A 20,172-nucleotide genomic window follows, 5' to 3' on the forward strand; every position below is an offset into this window, starting at 1 on the left:
ATCGATCTAATTTGATCATGCCCAATCTTGGCTGATCGTCATAAAAACAGCAACTGTATTGCTTGCGGATAACCTAAAAGTACAAAATGCACAATTTTTAGGAGCTTGGCAAGTAAACTTTATTGCAATGCTTTCTTACGCCCTTGTCCAACCAAAAAAACTTCTTTAGAGCGCGCCCGAGAAGCTGCTGGTTTTGCTGTCTTTAACACATCAAAACTATCAACCACTTGTTTACGAAACTCATCGAATCCTGCGCCTTGGAACACTTTAACCACAAACTGTCCATTAGGTCCAAGAACCTTTTGAGCAAAATCTAAAGCCAGTTCACATAAGTAAATCTGTCTAGGTTGATCAACAGCCCTATTACCTGATGTATTGGGGGCCATATCAGAAATTACAATGTCTACTTGTCGCCCATTTAAAATATTTAACAATTTTTCAAATACAGCTTCTTCTCTAAAGTCGCCTTGTAAGAAAGTGACATCAGGCAAAGCATCCATGGGCAAAATATCGGAAGCAATCACTAAACCTTTGCTACCCACAAGTTTTCCAGCAATTTGAGACCAGCTACCAGGAGCTGCACCCAAATCGACTACCGTCATGCCTGGCTTGATCAACTTATATTTTTCTTGGATTTCAAGAAGTTTATATGCTGCTCGCGCACGATACCCTTCCTTTTGTGCTTTTTTTACAAAAGGATCGTCTAGATGTTCCCTCATCCACGCACGACTACTTTTCGACAATTTCTGGTTTGTAATGCGTGTTGCCATAACTCACTAAATATCAAAAAAACTTCTGATCGTTCATTGTACGTGAAAATTACTCTCATTACAGTACGGATGTAGCGTAATCTCACCAAGTTTTACAGTTTTTTTCCAATAATGTTGATCGATTATTTATACAGTTTTTCGTACATCTGAATTTAAGTTTTTTGCTATACTAAGTCGTTTTTAAAATCAGGTATTTTTAATGGCCGCTTTATCTATCCATGAACGTAAACGTTTACGTCAAATTGGTCATGTGCTTAATCCGGTTGTCATGATTGGTGGACAAGGCTTAACAGATGCTGTTATCGAAGAAACTCTTCGTGCTTTAAACGACCACGAACTTATCAAAGTTAAAGTTGCTGGTGAAGACCGTGAAGCACGTACTGCTGTAATTGATGCAATTGTAGAAGCGACTGGCGCAGAAGCTGTGCAAAAGATTGGTAAAATTGTTTTACTTTACAAAAAAGCAGCTAAGCAAAACCAGCATTTGTCTAATCTTGTTCGCCACGCTCATTTAGCAAACTAAGTTGATTTGACAAACTATGGCAAGTTACGAACTTTCAGCTTTTGATCGTTTTCATGCTGTTTCTGTTGTTGGCGCAATTGAACAGCAAGCACCGCACACCTTAAATGTCGGTTTTTGGATTCGTGATCCAAATCAACTCATTGTCTGGCCCCAAGAAGTCGCGGCTCATCCTCGTCAGGATTTTTTGTGGGAAGAAACTTGTTTCGAAATTTTTGTTGGCGTGCATGATGAAGATTATTATCGGGAAATTAACCTTTCCCCTTCTCAAGCATGGCAGTCTTATCAGTTTGAAGAATATCGCTATCCAGAAAGTATGCCTCCCCTTGCTGCTTACGATATCGAACTGAACCATCTCAAGCGTACTCATTATGGCTTAAATGTTAGTCTTGATTTGGGACAATTTATGCAACAGCATCGCTTGAAATGGGCAAACCTTTATTTAGGTTTAACTGCAGTTTTAAAAACCAAAGAAGGTATGCAGTACTATGCAATGCAGCATAGTGGAAAAAGTGCAGATTTCCATAATAAGCGTGACTGGTTACATCAGTTTTAAAAGTAAAAAAGCGAGAAATTAATTCTCGCTTTTTTATAGCTGGCTAAAAGCTAAGATCATTAGTTATCTCGTACTTTATTCCAAGCTTCAACTGCATTATTTTTAGTACGCTTAATACTTTCACTTAAAGAATCTTTGTGCTTCAAAGAAATCTGGCTAATATCACCTTTAAGTTCTTTACTGACTTTAGTCAAATCTTCGATAAGTGCGTTAATTTCTGCTTTCAAAGCATTTTTAAGTTCAGATAGTCCTTCTTGTGAGGTGCTAAACTGAGCTTTAATCACATCAAGACGTTGTAGAATATCTTGTTTAATTTGAACAAATTGATTTTGAATATTCTTGTTTAACTCATGAGTTTCAGCTTCAATTTTTTCTTGAGTTTCACTTAAAACTTCTTTGACCTGCTCTTGAGTTTCAGTGATAGCTTCTTTCACCTGAGTTTTCGCTTCTGTAGCAACTTCTTTAATCTGCTCAGTTTTCTCGGCAACACTTTCTTTTACTTGCGCAGTTTTAGCAGTTACTGTTCTTTTCGCTTTAGTTGTAGTAGTAGCTACGGTTTCTTTCACTTCATTCACTTCAGCTTTTACCGAATCAACGACTGCTTGAGCTTTCTCGCTCACATCTTTTGAAACTTGATCATTACTCATGCTATTTCCTCATATTGTTTATTTTTTAACTAGCAATACAATAAATCCAGTTCTAAAAATTCAGCCAGCAAATTGTTAGACAATTTATCAAAAGTAACTGATTCGGATGAGCGGATAATTTTTTTGTAAAAATCAAGCAATGAATTATGTTTTTTAGCAGAAAATAAATAGACTTTTTGAGGTTCCATGCGTATAATGCGCTGTTAAGTTACAAGCGAGCAGACCGATAGGGAGGGGCATGTTTTATCACAACATCGCCTATCTTTTTTGGGTCTACTCGCTTTTTTACAGCCGAAATTCAGGAGCTTTGGTTTGAGCACCCCCGCCATTTTAGCCCTCGCAGATGGAACGATCTTTAAAGGAACGTCAATCGGCGCAACGGGAAGTACGACTGGAGAAGTCGTTTTTAACACAGCCATGACAGGCTATCAAGAAATTTTGACTGACCCAAGTTATGCACAACAAATTGTGACATTAACTTACCCTCATATTGGAAACACTGGCTGCAACGCGGAAGACGTTGAATCTGGTCGTATCCATAAAGTATGGGCGAATGGTTTAATTATTCGTGACCTTCCTCTACTACACAGTAACTTCCGTGCTGAGCAGTCTTTGAGTGAATATTTGCAAGAACACAATGTTGTTGCAATCGCGGATATTGATACACGTAAATTAACACGTATTTTGCGTGACAAAGGTGCACAAAATGGTTGCATCCTTGCTGGCGAAAATATTACTGAAGAAGAAGCAATTGCCAAAGCTCGTGCTTTTGGTGGCTTAAACGGTTTAGACCTTGCAAAAGAATGTTGCGATCCAACTGGTTTTGAATGGTCTGAAGGTTCATGGACTCTAGGCCAAGGCTTCTCTCAACCTGAATTAAAATATCATGTAGTTGCATACGATTACGGTGTCAAAACCAACATCTTGCGTATGCTTGCAGACCGCGGTTGCAAATTAACCGTTGTTCCTGCAGAAACTCCGGCTGAAAAAGTATTGGCACTTAATCCGGATGGCGTATTCCTTTCAAATGGCCCTGGCGATCCAGCTGCTTGTGATTATGCAATCGAAGCTGTAAAAACTATTGTTGAAACCACAACATTACCTGTATTTGGTATTTGCTTAGGCCACCAAATCTTGGCACTCGCTTCTGGTGCAAAAACTGTAAAAATGAACCATGGTCACCACGGTGCTAACCACCCTGTACAAAATCTTAAAGATGGTACAGTGATGATTACTTCACAAAACCATGGTTTCGCTGTAGATGCTGAAACTTTACCGGCTAACTTAAAAGCAACGCATAAATCATTGTTCGATGGCACCTTACAAGGGATTCACCGTACAGACAAACCAGCTTTCAGCTTCCAAGGTCACCCTGAAGCAAGCCCAGGTCCACATGATTGTGCCCCATTGTTCGATCATTTCATCGAACTTATCGAAGCATCTAAACAGTAATTAAGGAGCGAATAATGCCTAAACGTACGGATATTAAAAGCATCTTAATTATTGGTGCTGGCCCGATTGTGATTGGTCAGGCATGTGAGTTTGACTACTCAGGTGCTCAAGCGTGTAAAGCGCTTCGTGAAGAAGGCTACCGTGTTATTTTGGTTAACTCTAACCCAGCAACCATTATGACAGACCCTTCAATGGCTGATGCAACTTATATTGAGCCAATTACTTGGCAAACAGTTGCACAGATTATTGAAAAAGAACGTCCAGATGCAGTATTACCAACTATGGGTGGCCAGACTGCGTTGAACTGTGCACTTGCACTTGATGAGCACGGCGTTCTTGAAAAATATAATGTTGAATTAATTGGTGCAACTAAAGACGCAATTGAGAAAGCCGAAGATCGTAAACTCTTCGATATCGCTATGCGTAAAATTGGCTTGGAATGTCCAAAAGCTGCCATTGCTGAAACAATGGAAGAAGCTTTAGAAATCCAGTCACGCTTTGGTTTCCCGGTAATTATCCGTCCATCATTCACAATGGGTGGTTCGGGTGGCGGTATTGCATATAACCGTGAAGAATTCCTTGAGATTTGTGAACGTGGTTTCGACCTCTCTCCTACTCACCAGTTATTGATTGATGAATCTTTAATTGGTTGGAAAGAATACGAAATGGAAGTTGTTCGTGACAAAAACGACAACTGTATTATCGTATGTGCGATCGAAAACTTCGACCCAATGGGCGTACACACTGGTGACTCTATTACTGTAGCACCAGCTCAAACATTAACTGACAAAGAATATCAATTGATGCGTAATGCTTCAGTTGCAGTTCTTCGTGAAATTGGTGTTGAAACAGGTGGTTCTAACGTCCAGTTCGGTATTAACCCGAAAGACGGACGTATGGTTGTGATCGAGATGAACCCACGTGTATCTCGTTCATCTGCGCTTGCTTCTAAAGCAACAGGTTTCCCGATTGCTAAAATCGCAGCAAAACTTGCGGTTGGTTATACCCTTGATGAATTGAAAAATGACATCACTGGTGGCATAACTCCTGCAAGCTTCGAACCATCAATTGACTACGTTGTAACGAAGATTCCTCGTTTTAACTTCGAGAAATTCCCGCAAGCTGAACCAGTTCTTACTACTCAGATGAAATCTGTTGGTGAAGTGATGGCAATTGGCCGTAACTTCCAAGAATCTGTACAAAAAGCATTACGTGGTCTTGAAGTTGGTGTAAGCGGTTTTGATGAAAAAATCGAAGCTGGTGCAACAAATGCAAAAGAAATTATTCTAAAAGAACTTAAAGTTCCAGGTCCTGAGCGTATCTGGTACGTAGCGGACGCTTTCCGTCATGGTTTCTCTTTAGATGAAGTTTTTGAAGCGACTAAGATTGACCGTTGGTTCCTTATCCAAATTCAAGACATCATTAAAACTGAAGCTCAAGTGAAAACTTTAGGTTTTGGTGACTTAAACGCTGACAACATCCGTTCGTTCAAGCGTAAAGGTTTATCTGACCTTCGTATTGCTCACCTCATGGGCATTTCACAAAAGCAATTCCGTAAACAACGTTGGAACTTGGGTGTTTATCCAGTTTATAAACGCGTTGATACATGTGCAGCAGAGTTTGAATCTGGTACTGCATACATGTATTCAACTTACGATGAAGAATGTGAAGCAAATCCATCAAACCGCGACAAAATCATGGTCATTGGTGGTGGTCCAAACCGTATTGGTCAAGGTATCGAATTTGACTACTGCTGTGTACACGCTGCATTAGCTATGCGTGAAGACGGTTACGAAACAATCATGGTGAACTGTAACCCTGAAACTGTTTCTACCGACTATGACACATCTGACCGTTTATACTTCGAACCTGTAACACTTGAAGATGTACTTGAAATCGTACGTACAGAGAAGCCTAAAGGCGTAATCGTACAGTATGGTGGCCAAACTCCGCTTAAATTGGCACGTGCTTTAGAAGAAGCAGGCACTCCAATTATTGGTACATCACCAGATGCGATTGACCGTGCTGAAGACCGTGAACGTTTCCAACAAATGATTCAACGTTTACAGCTTCGTCAACCAAACAACAGCATTGTAAAATCTGCTGAAGAAGGTATCTCTGAAGCTGCAAAAGTAGGTTATCCGCTTGTTGTTCGCCCATCTTATGTATTAGGTGGTCGTGCAATGGAAATCGTATATAACGAAGAAGAACTTAAACGTTACCTTCGTGAAGCAGTTCAGGCATCTAACGAAGCCCCTGTTCTTCTTGACCGTTTCCTAGATGACGCAACTGAAGTTGATGTTGACTGTGTATCTGACGGTAAAGACGTTGTGATCGGCGGCATCATGCAGCATATCGAACAAGCGGGTATTCACTCAGGTGACTCTGCATGTTCGATTCCTCCTTATTCTTTATCTAAAGAAATTCAGGATGAAATGCGTCGTCAAACGATTGCGATGGCAAAAGAACTTGGCGTTGTTGGCTTGATGAACGTTCAGTTCGCTGTAAAAGGTGACGATATTTACGTTCTAGAAGTTAACCCACGTGCTTCACGTACAGTTCCATTCGTATCTAAGTGTATTGGTGATTCTTTAGCGAAAGTTGCTGCGCGTTGTATGGCAGGTCAATCTCTTGAGTCTCAAGGGTTTACTAAAGAAATCATTCCAACTCACTTTGCTGTGAAGGAAGCCGTTTTCCCATTCGCTAAATTCCAAGGCGTAGACCCTATGCTTGGACCTGAGATGAAATCTACAGGTGAAGTGATGGGCGTAGGTAAAACATTTGGTGAAGCATTCTATAAAGCTGTTTTAGGCTCAAATGAACGCTTACCTGGTTTACCAACTGAAGGCGAAGTAAAACATGCTTTCTTATCAGTACGTGAATCTGACAAGAAATACATCGCTGATATCGCTAAGAAATTAGTTGAATATGGCTTCAAGCTTGTTGCAACAGGTGGTACTTACCAAGTGCTTAAAGAAGCAGGTTTAGAATGCGAATCTGTAAATAAAGTTACTGAAGGTCGTCCACATATTGTTGATCGCTTGAAAAATGGTGAAATACACCTTATTGTCAATACCACTGAAGGTAAACAGGCTCAATATGACTCTGCAATGATTCGTCGTGCTGCCCTACAAGGCAAAGTGTATTACACAACGACTATCAATGGCGCAGAAGCTGTTTGCCAAGCCTTTGCTGTGAAATTGCCAATGGATGTATACCGCTTGCAAGATTTAACTGTAGGTTAATTTTTTTACCGATAAGTCCCGTCACCTTATCGGTGGCGGGATTTTTTCATTTTTTTAACTGTGTTTTCTCAACTTAAGAGGGACCGAAATGCAACGTTATCCAATGACCCCTGAAGGTAAAATCGCCTTAGAGAAAGAATTACAACATCTGAAATCTGTTGAACGTCCACGTATTACTCAAGCAATTGCTGAAGCACGTGAACATGGGGACTTAAAAGAAAATGCAGAATACCATGCTGCTCGTGAACAGCAAGGTTTCTGTGAAGGACGTATCCAAGATATCGAAGGAAAATTGGGTGCTTCACAAGTCATCGATGTTAAGGACTTAGAACAAAACGGTCGTGTTGTATTCGGTGTTACGGTAACGATTGAAAACCTTGATACTGAAGAACGCAAGACTTATAAAATTGTTGGTGATGATGAAGCTGATTTTAAAATCAATAAAATCTCAGTGAACTCACCAATCGCACGTGGCCTTTTGAGTAAGAGTGAAGGTGATGAAGTAAAAATCGTTACTCCTCAAGGCGAAGTGGAATATGAAATCGTCAGTGTAGAATATCTTTAATTTATAAATAGATATACTTAAACTATAAAACCCCTCAATTGAGGGGTTTTTTATATTTCAGACTAATATTAAAAAATTCACTATGCATCTTTTAAAAAGCCTGATGCAAAGATTTTAAAAGCATTTAATGCTTCAGGAAGTACCTGTTCAGGATATTCACTAGAAGCCACCCATAATGCAGCGTTCATGGCAGCCCCATTTAAAAGCACTGCTGCCGCTTCTGGGTCTACAATTTTAATTTGTTCTGCTGTTAATAGCTGTTCAACGCACTCACGGGTAGACTGCAGACATCTGTTTTGACTTGGCCAATGCGCTGGATCACCTAGCACTGCAGGTCCGTCACGTAACACAATACGCTGAAACTCAGGATTTAAAGCATTTTGAATATAGGTCTGCCCTTCAAGTAGCAATCCTTCCCAAAGATCATCAGGCTGCTCTAAATGCTGCTGAGCATATTCTGCCATTTGTGAATCAATTTGATCGACGACTGCAGCAAATAAACCACGCTTATCCCCAAAATGATGGTACAGCGCCCCCCGGGTCAACCCTGCTTCTGCCGTGAGTTTATCCATTGAAGTATCTGCATAGCCATATTCAGCAAATGCACGACGTGCTACTTCAATCAGTTTCTTGCGGGTTTCCGCCATCTTTTGTTCACGAACAGACATGTATTTCACCAGCTAATCATCACAAAAAATTTTAATTGACATACGCCTCGTATGTCAATTATGTTTACATACGAGGCGTATGTGAAACCTGAGCGACATTTACTGATTGGTATTTAAATACTGAAGGAGAGCAAACCTGATGAGAACTGCAATATTTCCTAAAGACCGCCATGCCTTATATGAACAGCATGGTTATTCAGCCGCAATTCAATCGAAAGATTTACTCTTTGTTTCAGGACAGGTTGGTAGCCTTGAAGATGGTTCACCTATACCTGATTTTGAAAAACAGGTAATCCAAGCTTTTAAAAACTTAGCAGAGACACTGAAAGCAGCTGGTTGTACTTTCGATGATATTATTGATGTCACCACCTTTCATACTGATTCAGAACGGCAGTTTGAAAGTATTATGAAAGTTAAAAATCAGATCTTTACACAAAAACCTTATCCCAACTGGACCGCTGTTGGTGTAACCTGGCTAGCGGGTTTTGATTTTGAGATTAAAGTTATTGCACGTATTCCTCATAATAATTAATTCAAATTAGCACGCGCTTTAACATTCGATTCACTGGCTGAGCTGAGATTATGGGTTCAGCTTGAATCGCAATTCGGTATAATGGTGTATTCCCTTTTTTATATCTCCCTTATGGCTGAAAAGTTAATTAGCTCCCCTGTTCGTCATTGGTGCGAGTTTGAGTTTATTTCCAAAACTGTGAAAAATCCCAATATCCATATTAAAGGAAATTATTCTTATTATTCAGCTTATTGGGATCAAGGCTTTGAACGTTGTGTAGTACGTTATTTACATGACAAAGCTTCAACCCCAGAAAAACCGATTGACCAACTTTATATTGGCAATTTTGCTTGTTTTGGTGCTGAGTGCGTGATCATGATGGGTGGCAATCAGCTTCATAGACCCGACTGGATTTCAACTTTTCCTTTTGATACTCGTAGTTTTTTGGCGGCTGGCGATACTATTATTGCTGATGGCTGCTGGATTGGTAGCCGTGCCATGATTATGCAAGGTGTCAAACTAGGTGAAGGCGCAGTGGTCGCCACTGGAGCCGTAGTAACTAAAGATGTTCCTCCTTATGCAATTGTAGGTGGAGTGCCTGCGAAAATTATTAAATATCGCTTTCCTCAAGAACAAATCGACAAACTACTTGCTTTAAAACTTTATGATTTAGATGAGAAGCAAATTTTGAAAATACGTGAATATCTTCAAACTGACGATATTGATGCTTTATCTACACATATAGAAAATTTGCGCAATTTATAAAAATTTATCTACAAAATTTGTCGTTATAAAATCACAAATGATTACGTGCTTGAATTTAAATCGTCAAAAAATAGGTATAAAGTATTAATAAATAAGCATCATTACAATAAGGAAAATACTCATGTTATATCAACATCTTCTAGTACCAATTGACGGTTCTGAAACTTCTATGGTCGCCATGAAAGAGGCCATTAAGCTGGGAAAAGCATTAAATAGCAAAATTACAGTTGTACAAGTGATGGCACTTGATCCATTTATTGCTGATGTCTACGTAAAAACTGGCCAAACTAATGAGTTGATTGAACGTACAAGAACTTATTTGCTCGACATTTTAGAAAAAGCAAAACAAGAATTTGCCAAAGAAGGCATTACTGTTGAAACCAAACTGTTGGAAGGCTTTGTTGTACATGAGGAAATCATTCAAGCTGCTCAAGACTTAAATGCAGATCTGATTGTCATGGGTTCTCATGGCCGCACAGGGGTCCGAAAACTCGTGTTGGGAAGTGTTGCACAAAAAGTTTTAGGGGAAAGCCATATTCCTGTGTTAATTGTTCGCTAAAGTGAGAATGCCTGTCTAGCTAAAGTGAGCAAGATAGGCTTCTATTTCTTAAAAGGTATAACCTCTTCACGCGATTGCTCAACCGTTATTGTTTTTTTACTTTTGAAAGCTTCCCAAGAATAATTTTTATAATTTAATTGCCATAAATAATATGGTTGTCCCACATCTTTAAATTGAATGTTTAGTATCATCCATGCCTCATCATGACAATGGGGCGATTTTTTATAATCTTGTTCTGAAAAACATGCTCGAATCATTTCTCGTGAAGAAAAAGCAATATCTTTTAGTGCAACTTGATACTCCCCATGAGGTTTGAGCTTAATGAAGTCAGCATTTTCTTCAAAACGCCCTCCTCCTGAGTAACCCGTAAACCATCTATTAACTACTGCGATTGCATACCCATTTTTATTTAATGGATATAAAGCTGGAAAGATTTGTAATCCATCTGGTGCCAAATCATCGGTGTGAGGCTCTTTATTATTATGTTGATAATCTTTAAAGTCCCATTGATCAACTACTTTATATTGATTATTTTGCTTCTTAACCTGAACAATTTGTGGACTTTCATCTATTAGGTAATAAATCGAATCTTGCGTATTTTTTCCCTTCCACAGGATAGCGTCACCACTGCATTTCTGTCTCATTTGCTTGCATATCAAATCTATGTCTTGCTGAGAAGCCTTTATATTTGCAAAAGGTTGAGTTGAAATATCCTTTTCAGCATAACTCACCTGCGCCATCAAACTTAAAAGTAATACTGCTCCACTACACCATTTATTATTCTTTTGCATGTGTATTTACTCTCTAACATAAATATTAAGGCTGCCAAGCAAACTGCTTTAAGTCAACTTTACCATTTAACAAATAGACACCTTCAGCTTCCAATTTTAATTGCTGAATATTTTCACCTTTTTCATTAAATTTACTTAGGCTAATTTTGCCTTGAGAATTAATCACACGATACCAAGGAACTTGATGATCAGCTTCAAGATGTTTCAAAACATAGCCCACTAATCTCGCATGTTTTGGTAATCCTGCCATACGAGCCACTTGTCCATAGGTTGCAACTTTTCCGTAAGGAATCAAAGCAATGACTTCTAAAATTTGCCGATGTAGTTCATACTGAGTTGTCAAAATGGACTCCATAAAAATTGACATCATTCATATCATATAAAAAATTTTGAACAAAACTAAATGCAATCCAAGGTGGGCTTGAGGGAAATCTGCATGAAAAAAACATTACTAGTGATTACTGGCACTTTACTATGCGTTTCTTGTACTACACGCCCTCCTCTTCCTTTAGGAGAAACACCTAAAGTCTCCACAGATGGCCGCCCTATTATTCCGGTCACTTTTGTTTTTACAACCAACTCTCCAGAAGCTACAAAGTTTGATAATTATCAACAGATGCGTAAGGAAATTAAAATATTAAATAAATACTATGTAGATGATAAAAATAATAAAATTTTTAAATTTAAATTACATCGTTATATTCCTTATGAAGAGTTTTCAAAATTACATTGTGATTTAAAACAACAGATTAATCAGCCCTACCCAATTACGATTGAAACCATTCCTGCCAGTGTAAATACGTGTTTTCCGAAACGAACTGCAAGTAAAGAAGTGATTGTTTTTATTTATGATGCCTACTCAACGAAATGGAAATTTGAAGATGTAACAAGTAGAGCTTTTCGTAATAATGGCAAACCCTTTATTTTATTAGACTGGAACCGCCTCAATTATAATATTCAGGCTGGTAGCGTGCATGAAATGGGACATGTGTTTGGACTAAAACATGTTTGTGCACCAAAAGCTACAAAACGTACTCCAACAAACATCATGGCAAGCGCCGAATGTAAATTAGGCAGTGGTGGCTTAAGAAATTTAGGATTTACGCCAGTACAACTTCAAACTATTTTATCGACATACAAACAATATCCCTAAAATTTAATTTCAATATATGCTCCTAAATTATCTTGGGTAGCGATGTAATTTTCAAGGGTCAGTGAAGATGTCATGTAAGTACTAGCTTTTAAGAAATCTTCAGCATCGACTGGATACGGCTGCCAAAATGTTTTCAAATTATTGATGTAAATTGGATAAAGACGAAGTAAGTCTTTTGACAAATCTAACCTTGCTATACAGCCAAATGGTAAAGCATTATGTTTTTCATATTCGCCATTGCTATTAAACACAGCATTGCCAATACCAAACACGACTGGCTTTTGGTTGATGATCTGGATAGGTTGAATAGTATGAGCACCATGACCAATGATCAGGTCAGCACCAGCTTGGGTTAAAATCGCAGCAAGCTTATTCTGCTCTTTTGTAATGGGCTTAAAGTCGACACCCCAATGGCAAATAACAATAATTTTATGTTCAGGATGAGCCAGCCTATAGCGACCTATTTGTTCAAGCAAAACACCATTTAAACACGCCACTCCACTCTTATGACCTAAAGCATAAAAATTATAATCGAGATAGGGAGTGTCTCTGTACCAGTATCCGTTAAAAATAGCATAGCGCTTATTTTCAAAAGAGAGTTCAAAGTAGTTATGAGCATCTTTTTGGTTTACGCCAGCACCAATATAAGAAATGTTAGCCTGATCCAACTGTTGTAATGTATAGGTCAGCCCACGATCCCCATAGTCTTTTAGATGGTTGTTTGCCAACACCACATGATTAAGGTGAATATTTTTGAATGCTGCTAATGTTTGTTCAGCATCAGCTTTAAGAATAAAAGACTTTTTATGGCCTAAAGGAGATTGGTTTTCTAAAGAAAATACCGCTTCAAAGTTAGCAATATTTAAGTCATGTTCACCTAAAAAAGCTTTTATTTTTTTAAAAGAATAGTCATATCCATATTGCTGCAGAGCATCCGTTTGTCCTCTCGCCTTACGCTTTTTAGTGTAGATTTCCCCAAAGTAGGTATCCCCCAAAATGTTAATAATGCCACTTGGAGCAGAGCAAACTTTAGGTTGTACGTTCTGTGCTTGAAAACAAGCATAGTAAGGAACCAGGTGCTCAGCACGATGAATATCATCTAAGAAAAGAAAAAAACCAATCGTTTGGTTTTCTTCAAAGAATGTCAAATAAATTTTTCTAAATGGGTTTGTAAGATATAAGACCTCTACTACATTCTGTCCCATTAATGGTGTCTGAGGGAGATAAGACTTTCCTTGAAAATTCAGCTCTTTTATAAAGAATACTTTTTTTATTTCATTGGGATAGCTATAAATTTTTCTGAGCAATAAAAACAAATGCTTTAGCTGATTTTGGGTAGCTTCATTTTTTAATTTTAAGTTATAGGCAGCGGCTCTTTTAGAGAAAATTAAAGATGCTTGCTCATTTGTACCGCAAAGCATATTGCTTAAAGCTTCCTTTACATCTACGGCTTGAGTAAAAATTATGAACTGCAATAACTCTGTAAATGTGTAAATTTCAGATGTTTTTAAACCTAAGTTTTGCTGTCCAATTTGCTCACTCATTTTTTGTGGCACAATATAGACATCTTGAGCCTGCACTTTTTTTTGTTGAAATTGTTCTAGTGCATAGTCGATTAGCAGTAATGTTGAAATATCATCGTCGAATTCGAATTGCCATAAAGCTTCATCGAAACTTGTAGTGTCGATATGTGCTAATAATTTGATTTCAACGGGTTGATACTTCATGACTCATCACCTTTGTAATCTTTTACATAAGCGATGTAGCCTGATAAATTATGCTCTTGGTCATCAATCCGTACTCGGAAACGATCATGGCGAATATAAAAAGCATGTAAAATTTTATCTGGCCGTGCCATATACATCGCCATTTCCGGATAAAAAAAGCCTGTCGTTTGAAAATCAGCTCTGAATTCAATTAATTTTTGAAGCTCAGGCATATAAGCTTGCTCAAAAAGTGCTGTGTGCCCCTGCTCTTTTAAACGGTTCACCATTTTATAAGCAGCCATTAACATTTCTAGTAAAGTCGCATAAGTCGTTTTTCGATTGCGAATAAAAATAAAATGTTTTAAATAATTATTTAAACCAAAAATAAAATATTTATCTTCAGGGCATATTTTAGTGAGTTCATTTGTACAATAACTTAACCAATGATCATGGTATTTTTCATATCTCTTTTCAATAAAACATTCAAACATTAATTTAACAGTTTCTAATAATCTAGAATCTTGGTTGATTTGATATAACCTTAATAAAGCTAAAGCAGCTTCACCATCATAATAAATAATTCTGAATTTTTCTTTTAAATCATAATCTGGATAATTTAATACGTGAGTTGTTGAGCCATTTGAATCGACTAATTTTAAAATACCATTTGCAAGTTTCTCTGCATATTTTTGATAATCAGTTTTTTGAGTAATTTCTTGATATTTAGTGAACATTAAAATAGCAGCAGCATTGGCACCTAATTTAATTTCAAATTCCCCTTCTTTACCATCAATCATAAAAGCAGTTTCTGAGTCTTTTTCTTTATAAAAGTTGGTCAGTGCATATTGGATAGCAGCATGTATCTTGGGCCAATATTCTGGTTTGCTCTGCACTTCAAATGTTTCCAGCAACGCATACACCGAGGTACAGTGGCGTACCGTATTATAGTTACGAATATCTCGATCATAAGCAGAAAAATAGCCATAGATAAATTTGCCATTTTCTTGAATTTGATCATGCAAAAATGCCGAATTTTTTTCAATTAACGACTGAAAATGCTGTTTCTTATTGCTCGAAATCGCCCTGATACCATTCGCATCATAACCGCTCGCTAAATTAATGAATTGCCCATTTTCATAAAATGCTGCGTAGGTATCAAAAGTCCAAATGTCTTGTAGCTCTTGTAGTTTAATCTGTGGTTTAGTCGCGTTATATTTTTGCTTAATTGAATAATTCAGATTTGTTTCATCAAAAAAGTTGGGTTTGTCATAGCTCAAACCTCGTATAATTGCCTTTCCATAAATCTCTTGCTCAAGAAAAGCTACTGAACAGTGTTCATCAAACCCAATACCTTTACGGTAGTGGTTGTTGTGAAATTGATGATGGACTTGCTGCTCTACTACTTTCCAAGCTTGTTTCGTTAAATTATATGCAACATCAATTTTTATATAATCAGTAAGTAGTTCCTGTGCAAACTGATCATTAATGAAAGCTAATAATTGTATTTTTGCTTGTGAAAAGCTTGTTTTTTTACTATGCCATACGTTACATCTTTGGTCTTTAGGCCCATAAGATATAAATAAAATCGTCTTCTTTTGAAGATCTGAAACATGGGGAGCGATATGTTCTAACCAAAGGTTCAGTTGTCTTTGGAAGTTTAAAAATGCTTTCACTCGAAATCAGTCCCTATCCGTTGTTTGTTGTTCTATAAAGTTTTCAATCCATCATAGCATGAACATGTAAAAAGCTAAGTTAACGTATTGTTTAGACATAAAAAAAGAGCCCGAAGGCTCTTTTTTATATAAGTCGATTGTCAGATTAGAAAATGATTTGACCATTGTTGATCAAGTCATTCAATGTGACTGGACCAGTGAGGTTAGTCAATTGAAGCAATGGTGTTTCAGTGTAAGTACCTTCTACAAGTAATCCACCATCACGGTCTACGCTGATTGTCGCAGTTTGAGTACCAGCATCGTAGCTTACTGACACATATTGACCGATTGTTAAGTTAGTTTGAGAACCAATTAACAAGTTACTTAAGTCAATCTTATCAGCCTGATCATCCGTTGCAGTATTACCTACGTGGAAGTCAGTCCATACATCTACACCACCTGCTGTTGTATTACCACCAGTTGCGTTAGTTACGCTTGCAGCCGTTAATGTGTTGTAGATCAAGGTATCAGAGCCATTACCAAGAGCAAATGTATCATTTGCTGCAGTACTTACTGCAAGGCTATTCAACTCTTGACTCAAGTTAATCGTCAATGTAGAGGCATATTCACTACCATCGATCACTGAAACTAACTTGTAATCAATCACATCAACTGTCGCATTTGCAGCGCTGTCTAATGGTTTGTAGAAGTAAGAGCCATCATTGTATAGATACAATGTACCTTCACCTGTATTCACTCCTTGACCAGCAGCTAGTTCATAAGTGCCAGTTGTTGAGTTCATTACATAGAGCTGAGTACCTTCTACCACATCATTAGTAAGGACATTTCCAGTAATCCAGTCTGTTTGACCATCTGGTGTGTATTGGTCTAGATGAGTCGCTGTAGTTGTCACTACAGAGTCTAGAGTTACAGTACCTAGAGAAATCAGACTTGATAAGCTGAATACTACACGGTAAGTCCCTTCTGACAAATGAGGTACATCTGCTGAGTATGCCGGAGCACCCAACACACCTGCCAATGCTGTTGCAGAACCAGAGTATGCTGTATTTACCCATGTTCCACCAACCAATTGCTGAATTGTATATCCAGTCGTTGGAAGAGCCGACAAGCTTAACGATGCAGTGTAGTTCAACTGTACATGTACATCACTTACTGTATTTGCAGCTATTGTAAACTGGCTAGAGGTTACTGTACTGCTTAACACAGGTAGTGGTGGGAAGCCAGCTAGGTTACCGATAGTCACGTTACCGCTCGCAACATCCACAACTGGATCTACCACTGGTTCCATACTGATTGTTGCATCATCTGTATCAGCTGTTACAGATGGTGTTGGAAGAGTAGCATCTGCCGAAGGATCTGCTGTATTCCAAGTGACATCAACATCTGGCGAACCAACTTGAACATGTAATGTAGCGGTATCAGTTCTGCCAGTCACTGGATCTGTCACTGTGTAAGTGAAGCTATCAACTTTACCTACATTCGCCATATCCGCAGTTGCTTGATAGCTATAAGTACCATCTGCATTAATAGTCAGAGTTCCATATACGCCTACAACCGTTGCAGGAGTACCCGCTACAACTGTAGTTGTATTACCATTTTCAGCTGTAACAGCAGTTACTACTGAAGTTGTTGTAATGTAGTCCGGCACATAGTTTGTACCGTAAACCGCAGAGTTATCATCAGCAAGTACATTACCAGTTACAGGGTCAACAACCAGTACAGGTGGTTGAGTGATATCACCATGATTCAACGTGATATCCGCAGTAACACTACCTAGAGCTGTAAGTAATGTGTTGCTTTCCATGAACAACTCGTAAGTACCAGCACTTAAGTTATCAATCTTGAATTGAACTTCAGAACCAAAGATACCTAACAAGTCAATTACGCCAGTATCAGAACTATCTGCAACTACAGTACGAGTGCCATCTGGATTTACTCGTGTTAATACCACATGTAAACCGTCGACAACCGTAGCAACCGAACCAAAGTTCACTGCAATAATCGCGTCAGTCAGATTACCTGGATCAACTGTAAATGTCGCTGTACCTTCTTTAGAACCGATAACGATACCACCTACGCCGAGTAACCAGTTATAGCTGATCGCATTATCAAGTACCTCAGTTGTTACTGGATACACCATGTCTATTTCAGCTGAAGCAACGTTATCCATCGCATCTACTGGAAGCGGACTAGTAATTACAGCTGGTTGAGATGGATCTGCATCGTTCCAAGTCATATCTACACTGTCACTATCGAGACGAACATAAAGTGTTGCCTCAGAAGTGTTACCTGTTACAGGATCAAGCAAGGTGTAGGTAAATTGATCTACCTGACCTAGGTTTGCTCCGTCTACAGTTGGGGTATAAGTGTAGTTACCATCTTGGTCGATTACCAATGTACCGTATGCACCAACTATTGTTGCACCAGCAACTGGATCAACTGCAACACCATTCACTTGAGAGATCACAGCACTGCTGCTTGCTGCATCAACTTCACCAGTGAGGCTCGCATCTTTGATGACATTACCAGAGATCGGTTCAACAGAGTAACCAGCCACGATGTATGGATTGTAGACATCCATCGTACCAGTTAATGTTCCGCCTAAACCTACACCGACTAAACCTTCATATCCAATGAATGCACGGTACTGACCAGCATCCAATCCTTCAAGTACAGCTGTTGGTGTTCCACCGATAAGCGTTAGATCAATGAGTGAAGCTTCTGGGTTAGTACCACCAATCGATACCCATTGGCCTGTTGCTTCATCAAATTTCTGAACAACAATCGCATAATTACTGAGTAAATCTGCTGTGATTATGGCATCGAAAGTAAACGTTGCTGTGCCTTCACGGTTTGGATCAACAGTAAACTCAATTGCATCGTTACCAAGCAATTGTAAATCCAGACCAGCTAACGATACAGCTACAAGATAACTCGCACTACCTAACGCAACATCATCTGCAACAAGCAATGGTTCTGGGTTGATCTCTGCAGTTACAACATTATCCACCGCTTTCACAGAGCTCAATTGAATATTGAGGTTTGCTTGAGCCGTATCGCCTGTTACAGGATCAGTTAATGTGTAGACAAATACATCTGTTTGACCTACACCTGCTGCACTTGCAGTAGGAGTATAAGTATATGTACCGTCTGGATCGATTACCAAAGTACCATACAACCCATTGATCACAGTATCTAGCGCTGTAACAGGCTGACCATTTACTGCTGTAACTACAGTCATAGCGGTTACAACGTCTGTTTCGCCACTGGTATTGATATCAGTAATCACATTCCCATCAGCAACTTCGGTGTAGTATCCACCTACTTGTGTTGTGTCATAAACATCCATTGTGCCTGTTAAGGTACCCAGTAAACCGATACCTAGAAGACCGTTATAAGTCATGAATGCACGGTATTGGCCTTCTTCTAATCCATCAATAACTACACTCGGAGTTCCACCTAGCAGAGTTAAATCTAAAATATCAGCTTCACCACCACCGTAAACAGAAGTCCAATCACCCGTTATTGGGTCTAGTTTTTGTAGTACCAATGAGTAATCAGATAAAACATCTGCGCCAAGCAATGCACTATAGGTAAATGTCGCGTTGCCTTCTTGACCAGCACCTACTGTAAAATCAATTGCTTCAGAACCAAGTTGTAAATCAAGTCCAGCCAGTGAAACCAAGGCTAGGTAAGTTTCACTACCTAAAGAGGCACCATCTTGTACAAGCAATGGTTGAGGTGCAAGTACAGCTGTATCAGTGTTATCGAAAGCAATGATAGAGCTTGCAAGAGTATAAGTTTGCGTATCTTGAAGTGTACTAGCGTTTCCTGCGAGGTCTGTGAATGTCGCAGTAGCATCAACAGTTAAGTCTGAATCTGCTGCAAGACCACTACCAGCTACATCAACTGTCCAAGTACCTGCTACGGCATCAACTGTGGCTGTATAGTCAACACCATTTACAGTAACCACAACACCTGTTGTTACTGCATCTGTAGGGATGTTGGTCAATGTACCTGTTAAGGTCACTGATCCACCAGCTTCTGTCGCATCCAAGATGTTATCAGCAGTAACTGGGTCAATTGCTAACACAGTTGTAGTGATATCAGGTGGAGTAACATCTAGAGTTACCGTTACATCTGCATCTGCAACATCTACGTTACCTTGTGCATCTACAGCCTCAGCATGAATCACAATCTGACCAGTCACAGGATCTGCTGCTGTTGCGGCAAGAGTCGCTGTAATGAAGCCGTTTGCAAGGTCAGCTGCTGTCACGGTGTAGTTAGTACCGTTCACATTCACCACCGTGCCATCGATTGCATCTGGTCCCAATGCCACTTGTGCATTGAAGGTGCCGTCTGTGCCTAGTTCGTCTGCATTTAAGATAAGGTTGCCATCTAAGTCTTCAGGAATCGTGATCGCACCGATCAGGTCTGCAGGCAAGGTATCTACAGTCACGGTGACGTCTGCATCTGCAACATCAAGGTTACCTTGTGCATCCACTGCTTCTGCATGGATGATCACAGGGCCTTCGCCTGTGACAGGAATCGCTGCAGTGATGAAGCCGTTTGCAAGGTCAGCTGCAGTCAC

The 20,172-nt window shown here is 39.1% G+C and carries 17 protein-coding genes and 1 pseudogene; 9 read left to right on the forward strand and 9 right to left on the reverse strand.

Going from position 1 to position 20,172, the window contains the following annotated elements:
* Nucleotides 1–119 precede the first annotated feature (119 nt).
* A complete protein-coding gene (gene rlmE, locus HMPREF0013_RS16485) occupies nucleotides 120–770 on the reverse strand; it encodes a 23S rRNA (uridine(2552)-2'-O)-methyltransferase RlmE (protein ID WP_000235573.1) in 651 nt (216 codons plus the stop codon).
* 199 nt (nucleotides 771–969) lie between these two features.
* On the opposite strand from rlmE, the gene yhbY reads away from it, so the two are divergent.
* Both yhbY and HMPREF0013_RS16495 read left to right on the forward strand, forming a co-directional pair.
* On the forward strand, nucleotides 970–1,293 hold the full coding sequence (gene yhbY / locus HMPREF0013_RS16490) for a ribosome assembly RNA-binding protein YhbY (protein WP_002115576.1): 324 nt from the start codon (nucleotides 970–972) through the stop codon (nucleotides 1,291–1,293).
* 16 nt (nucleotides 1,294–1,309) lie between these two features.
* A complete protein-coding gene (locus HMPREF0013_RS16495) occupies nucleotides 1,310–1,846 on the forward strand; it encodes a DOMON-like domain-containing protein (protein ID WP_002115550.1) in 537 nt (178 codons plus the stop codon).
* A 59-nt stretch (nucleotides 1,847–1,905) separates the two neighbouring features.
* Here HMPREF0013_RS16495 and HMPREF0013_RS16500 read toward each other — a convergent pair whose 3' ends face one another.
* Both HMPREF0013_RS16500 and HMPREF0013_RS24645 read right to left on the reverse strand, forming a co-directional pair.
* On the reverse strand, nucleotides 1,906–2,493 hold the full coding sequence (locus HMPREF0013_RS16500) for a hypothetical protein (protein ID WP_002115565.1): 588 nt from the start codon (nucleotides 2,491–2,493) through the stop codon (nucleotides 1,906–1,908).
* A gap of 29 nt (nucleotides 2,494–2,522) precedes the next feature.
* A complete protein-coding gene (locus tag HMPREF0013_RS24645) occupies nucleotides 2,523–2,681 on the reverse strand; it encodes a hypothetical protein (protein WP_002115567.1) in 159 nt (52 codons plus the stop codon).
* A 124-nt stretch (nucleotides 2,682–2,805) separates the two neighbouring features.
* Here HMPREF0013_RS24645 and carA point away from each other — a divergent pair, with 124 nt between their 5' ends.
* The 3 genes from carA to greA all read left to right on the forward strand — a co-directional run bounded on the left by carA (nucleotide 2,806) and on the right by greA (nucleotide 7,755).
* Nucleotides 2,806–3,945, forward strand: coding sequence for a glutamine-hydrolyzing carbamoyl-phosphate synthase small subunit (gene carA, locus HMPREF0013_RS16505; protein ID WP_002115557.1), 1,140 nt, complete (start codon nucleotides 2,806–2,808; stop codon nucleotides 3,943–3,945).
* Between the two features lie 14 nt (nucleotides 3,946–3,959).
* A complete protein-coding gene (gene carB, locus HMPREF0013_RS16510) occupies nucleotides 3,960–7,190 on the forward strand; it encodes a carbamoyl-phosphate synthase large subunit (RefSeq protein WP_002115574.1) in 3,231 nt (1,076 codons plus the stop codon).
* An 88-nt stretch (nucleotides 7,191–7,278) separates the two neighbouring features.
* Nucleotides 7,279–7,755, forward strand: coding sequence for a transcription elongation factor GreA (gene greA / locus HMPREF0013_RS16515; protein ID WP_002115570.1), 477 nt, complete (start codon nucleotides 7,279–7,281; stop codon nucleotides 7,753–7,755).
* Between the two features lie 34 nt (nucleotides 7,756–7,789).
* Here greA and HMPREF0013_RS16520 read toward each other — a convergent pair.
* Nucleotides 7,790–8,423: pseudogene (locus HMPREF0013_RS16520) on the reverse strand (TetR/AcrR family transcriptional regulator).
* 139 nt (nucleotides 8,424–8,562) lie between these two features.
* Here HMPREF0013_RS16520 and HMPREF0013_RS16525 point away from each other — a divergent pair.
* The 3 genes from HMPREF0013_RS16525 to HMPREF0013_RS16535 all read left to right on the forward strand — a co-directional run bounded on the left by HMPREF0013_RS16525 (nucleotide 8,563) and on the right by HMPREF0013_RS16535 (nucleotide 10,258).
* On the forward strand, nucleotides 8,563–8,955 hold the full coding sequence (locus tag HMPREF0013_RS16525) for a RidA family protein (protein WP_002115526.1): 393 nt from the start codon (nucleotides 8,563–8,565) through the stop codon (nucleotides 8,953–8,955).
* A 111-nt stretch (nucleotides 8,956–9,066) separates the two neighbouring features.
* Nucleotides 9,067–9,699, forward strand: coding sequence for a CatB-related O-acetyltransferase (locus HMPREF0013_RS16530; protein WP_002115549.1), 633 nt, complete (start codon nucleotides 9,067–9,069; stop codon nucleotides 9,697–9,699).
* Nucleotides 9,700–9,820: 121 nt separating this feature from the next.
* Nucleotides 9,821–10,258: a universal stress protein gene (locus HMPREF0013_RS16535; RefSeq protein WP_002115554.1), complete on the forward strand. Its 438-nt coding sequence runs from the start codon at nucleotides 9,821–9,823 to the stop codon at nucleotides 10,256–10,258.
* Nucleotides 10,259–10,299: 41 nt separating this feature from the next.
* On the opposite strand, the gene HMPREF0013_RS16540 is transcribed toward HMPREF0013_RS16535, so the two are convergent.
* Entirely contained in the window at nucleotides 10,300–11,049 is a 750-nt protein-coding gene (locus HMPREF0013_RS16540; protein WP_005803965.1) for a hypothetical protein, read from the reverse strand.
* Nucleotides 11,050–11,074: 25 nt separating this feature from the next.
* Nucleotides 11,075–11,404, reverse strand: a complete 330-nt coding sequence (locus tag HMPREF0013_RS16545) for an MGMT family protein (protein ID WP_002115572.1) — start codon at nucleotides 11,402–11,404, stop codon at nucleotides 11,075–11,077.
* 81 nt (nucleotides 11,405–11,485) lie between these two features.
* On the opposite strand from HMPREF0013_RS16545, the gene HMPREF0013_RS16550 reads away from it, so the two are divergent.
* Entirely contained in the window at nucleotides 11,486–12,202 is a 717-nt protein-coding gene (locus tag HMPREF0013_RS16550) for a hypothetical protein (RefSeq protein ID WP_002115569.1), read from the forward strand.
* Here HMPREF0013_RS16550 and HMPREF0013_RS16555 read toward each other — a convergent pair.
* From HMPREF0013_RS16555 to HMPREF0013_RS16565, 3 genes are all read right to left on the reverse strand, one after another.
* The gene (locus tag HMPREF0013_RS16555; RefSeq protein ID WP_002115533.1) at nucleotides 12,199–13,929 is read right to left on the reverse strand and encodes a CapA family protein; all 1,731 of its coding nucleotides are present in this window, start codon (nucleotides 13,927–13,929) and stop codon (nucleotides 12,199–12,201) included. The two genes, HMPREF0013_RS16550 and HMPREF0013_RS16555, sit on opposite strands and share 4 nt — an antisense overlap.
* Nucleotides 13,926–15,581 (reverse strand): hypothetical protein, encoded by a 1,656-nt coding sequence (locus HMPREF0013_RS16560; protein WP_005803973.1) that lies wholly within the window; start codon nucleotides 15,579–15,581, stop codon nucleotides 13,926–13,928. Before HMPREF0013_RS16560 ends, HMPREF0013_RS16555 begins: the two co-directional genes overlap by 4 nt.
* A gap of 145 nt (nucleotides 15,582–15,726) precedes the next feature.
* On the reverse strand, nucleotides 15,727–20,172 hold a 4,446-nt coding region (locus tag HMPREF0013_RS16565), incomplete at its 5' end, for a beta strand repeat-containing protein (protein ID WP_228681032.1).

The sequence above is a fragment of the Acinetobacter sp. SH024 genome, assembly GCF_000163635.1.
Lineage (GTDB): Bacteria > Pseudomonadota > Gammaproteobacteria > Pseudomonadales > Moraxellaceae > Acinetobacter > Acinetobacter pittii.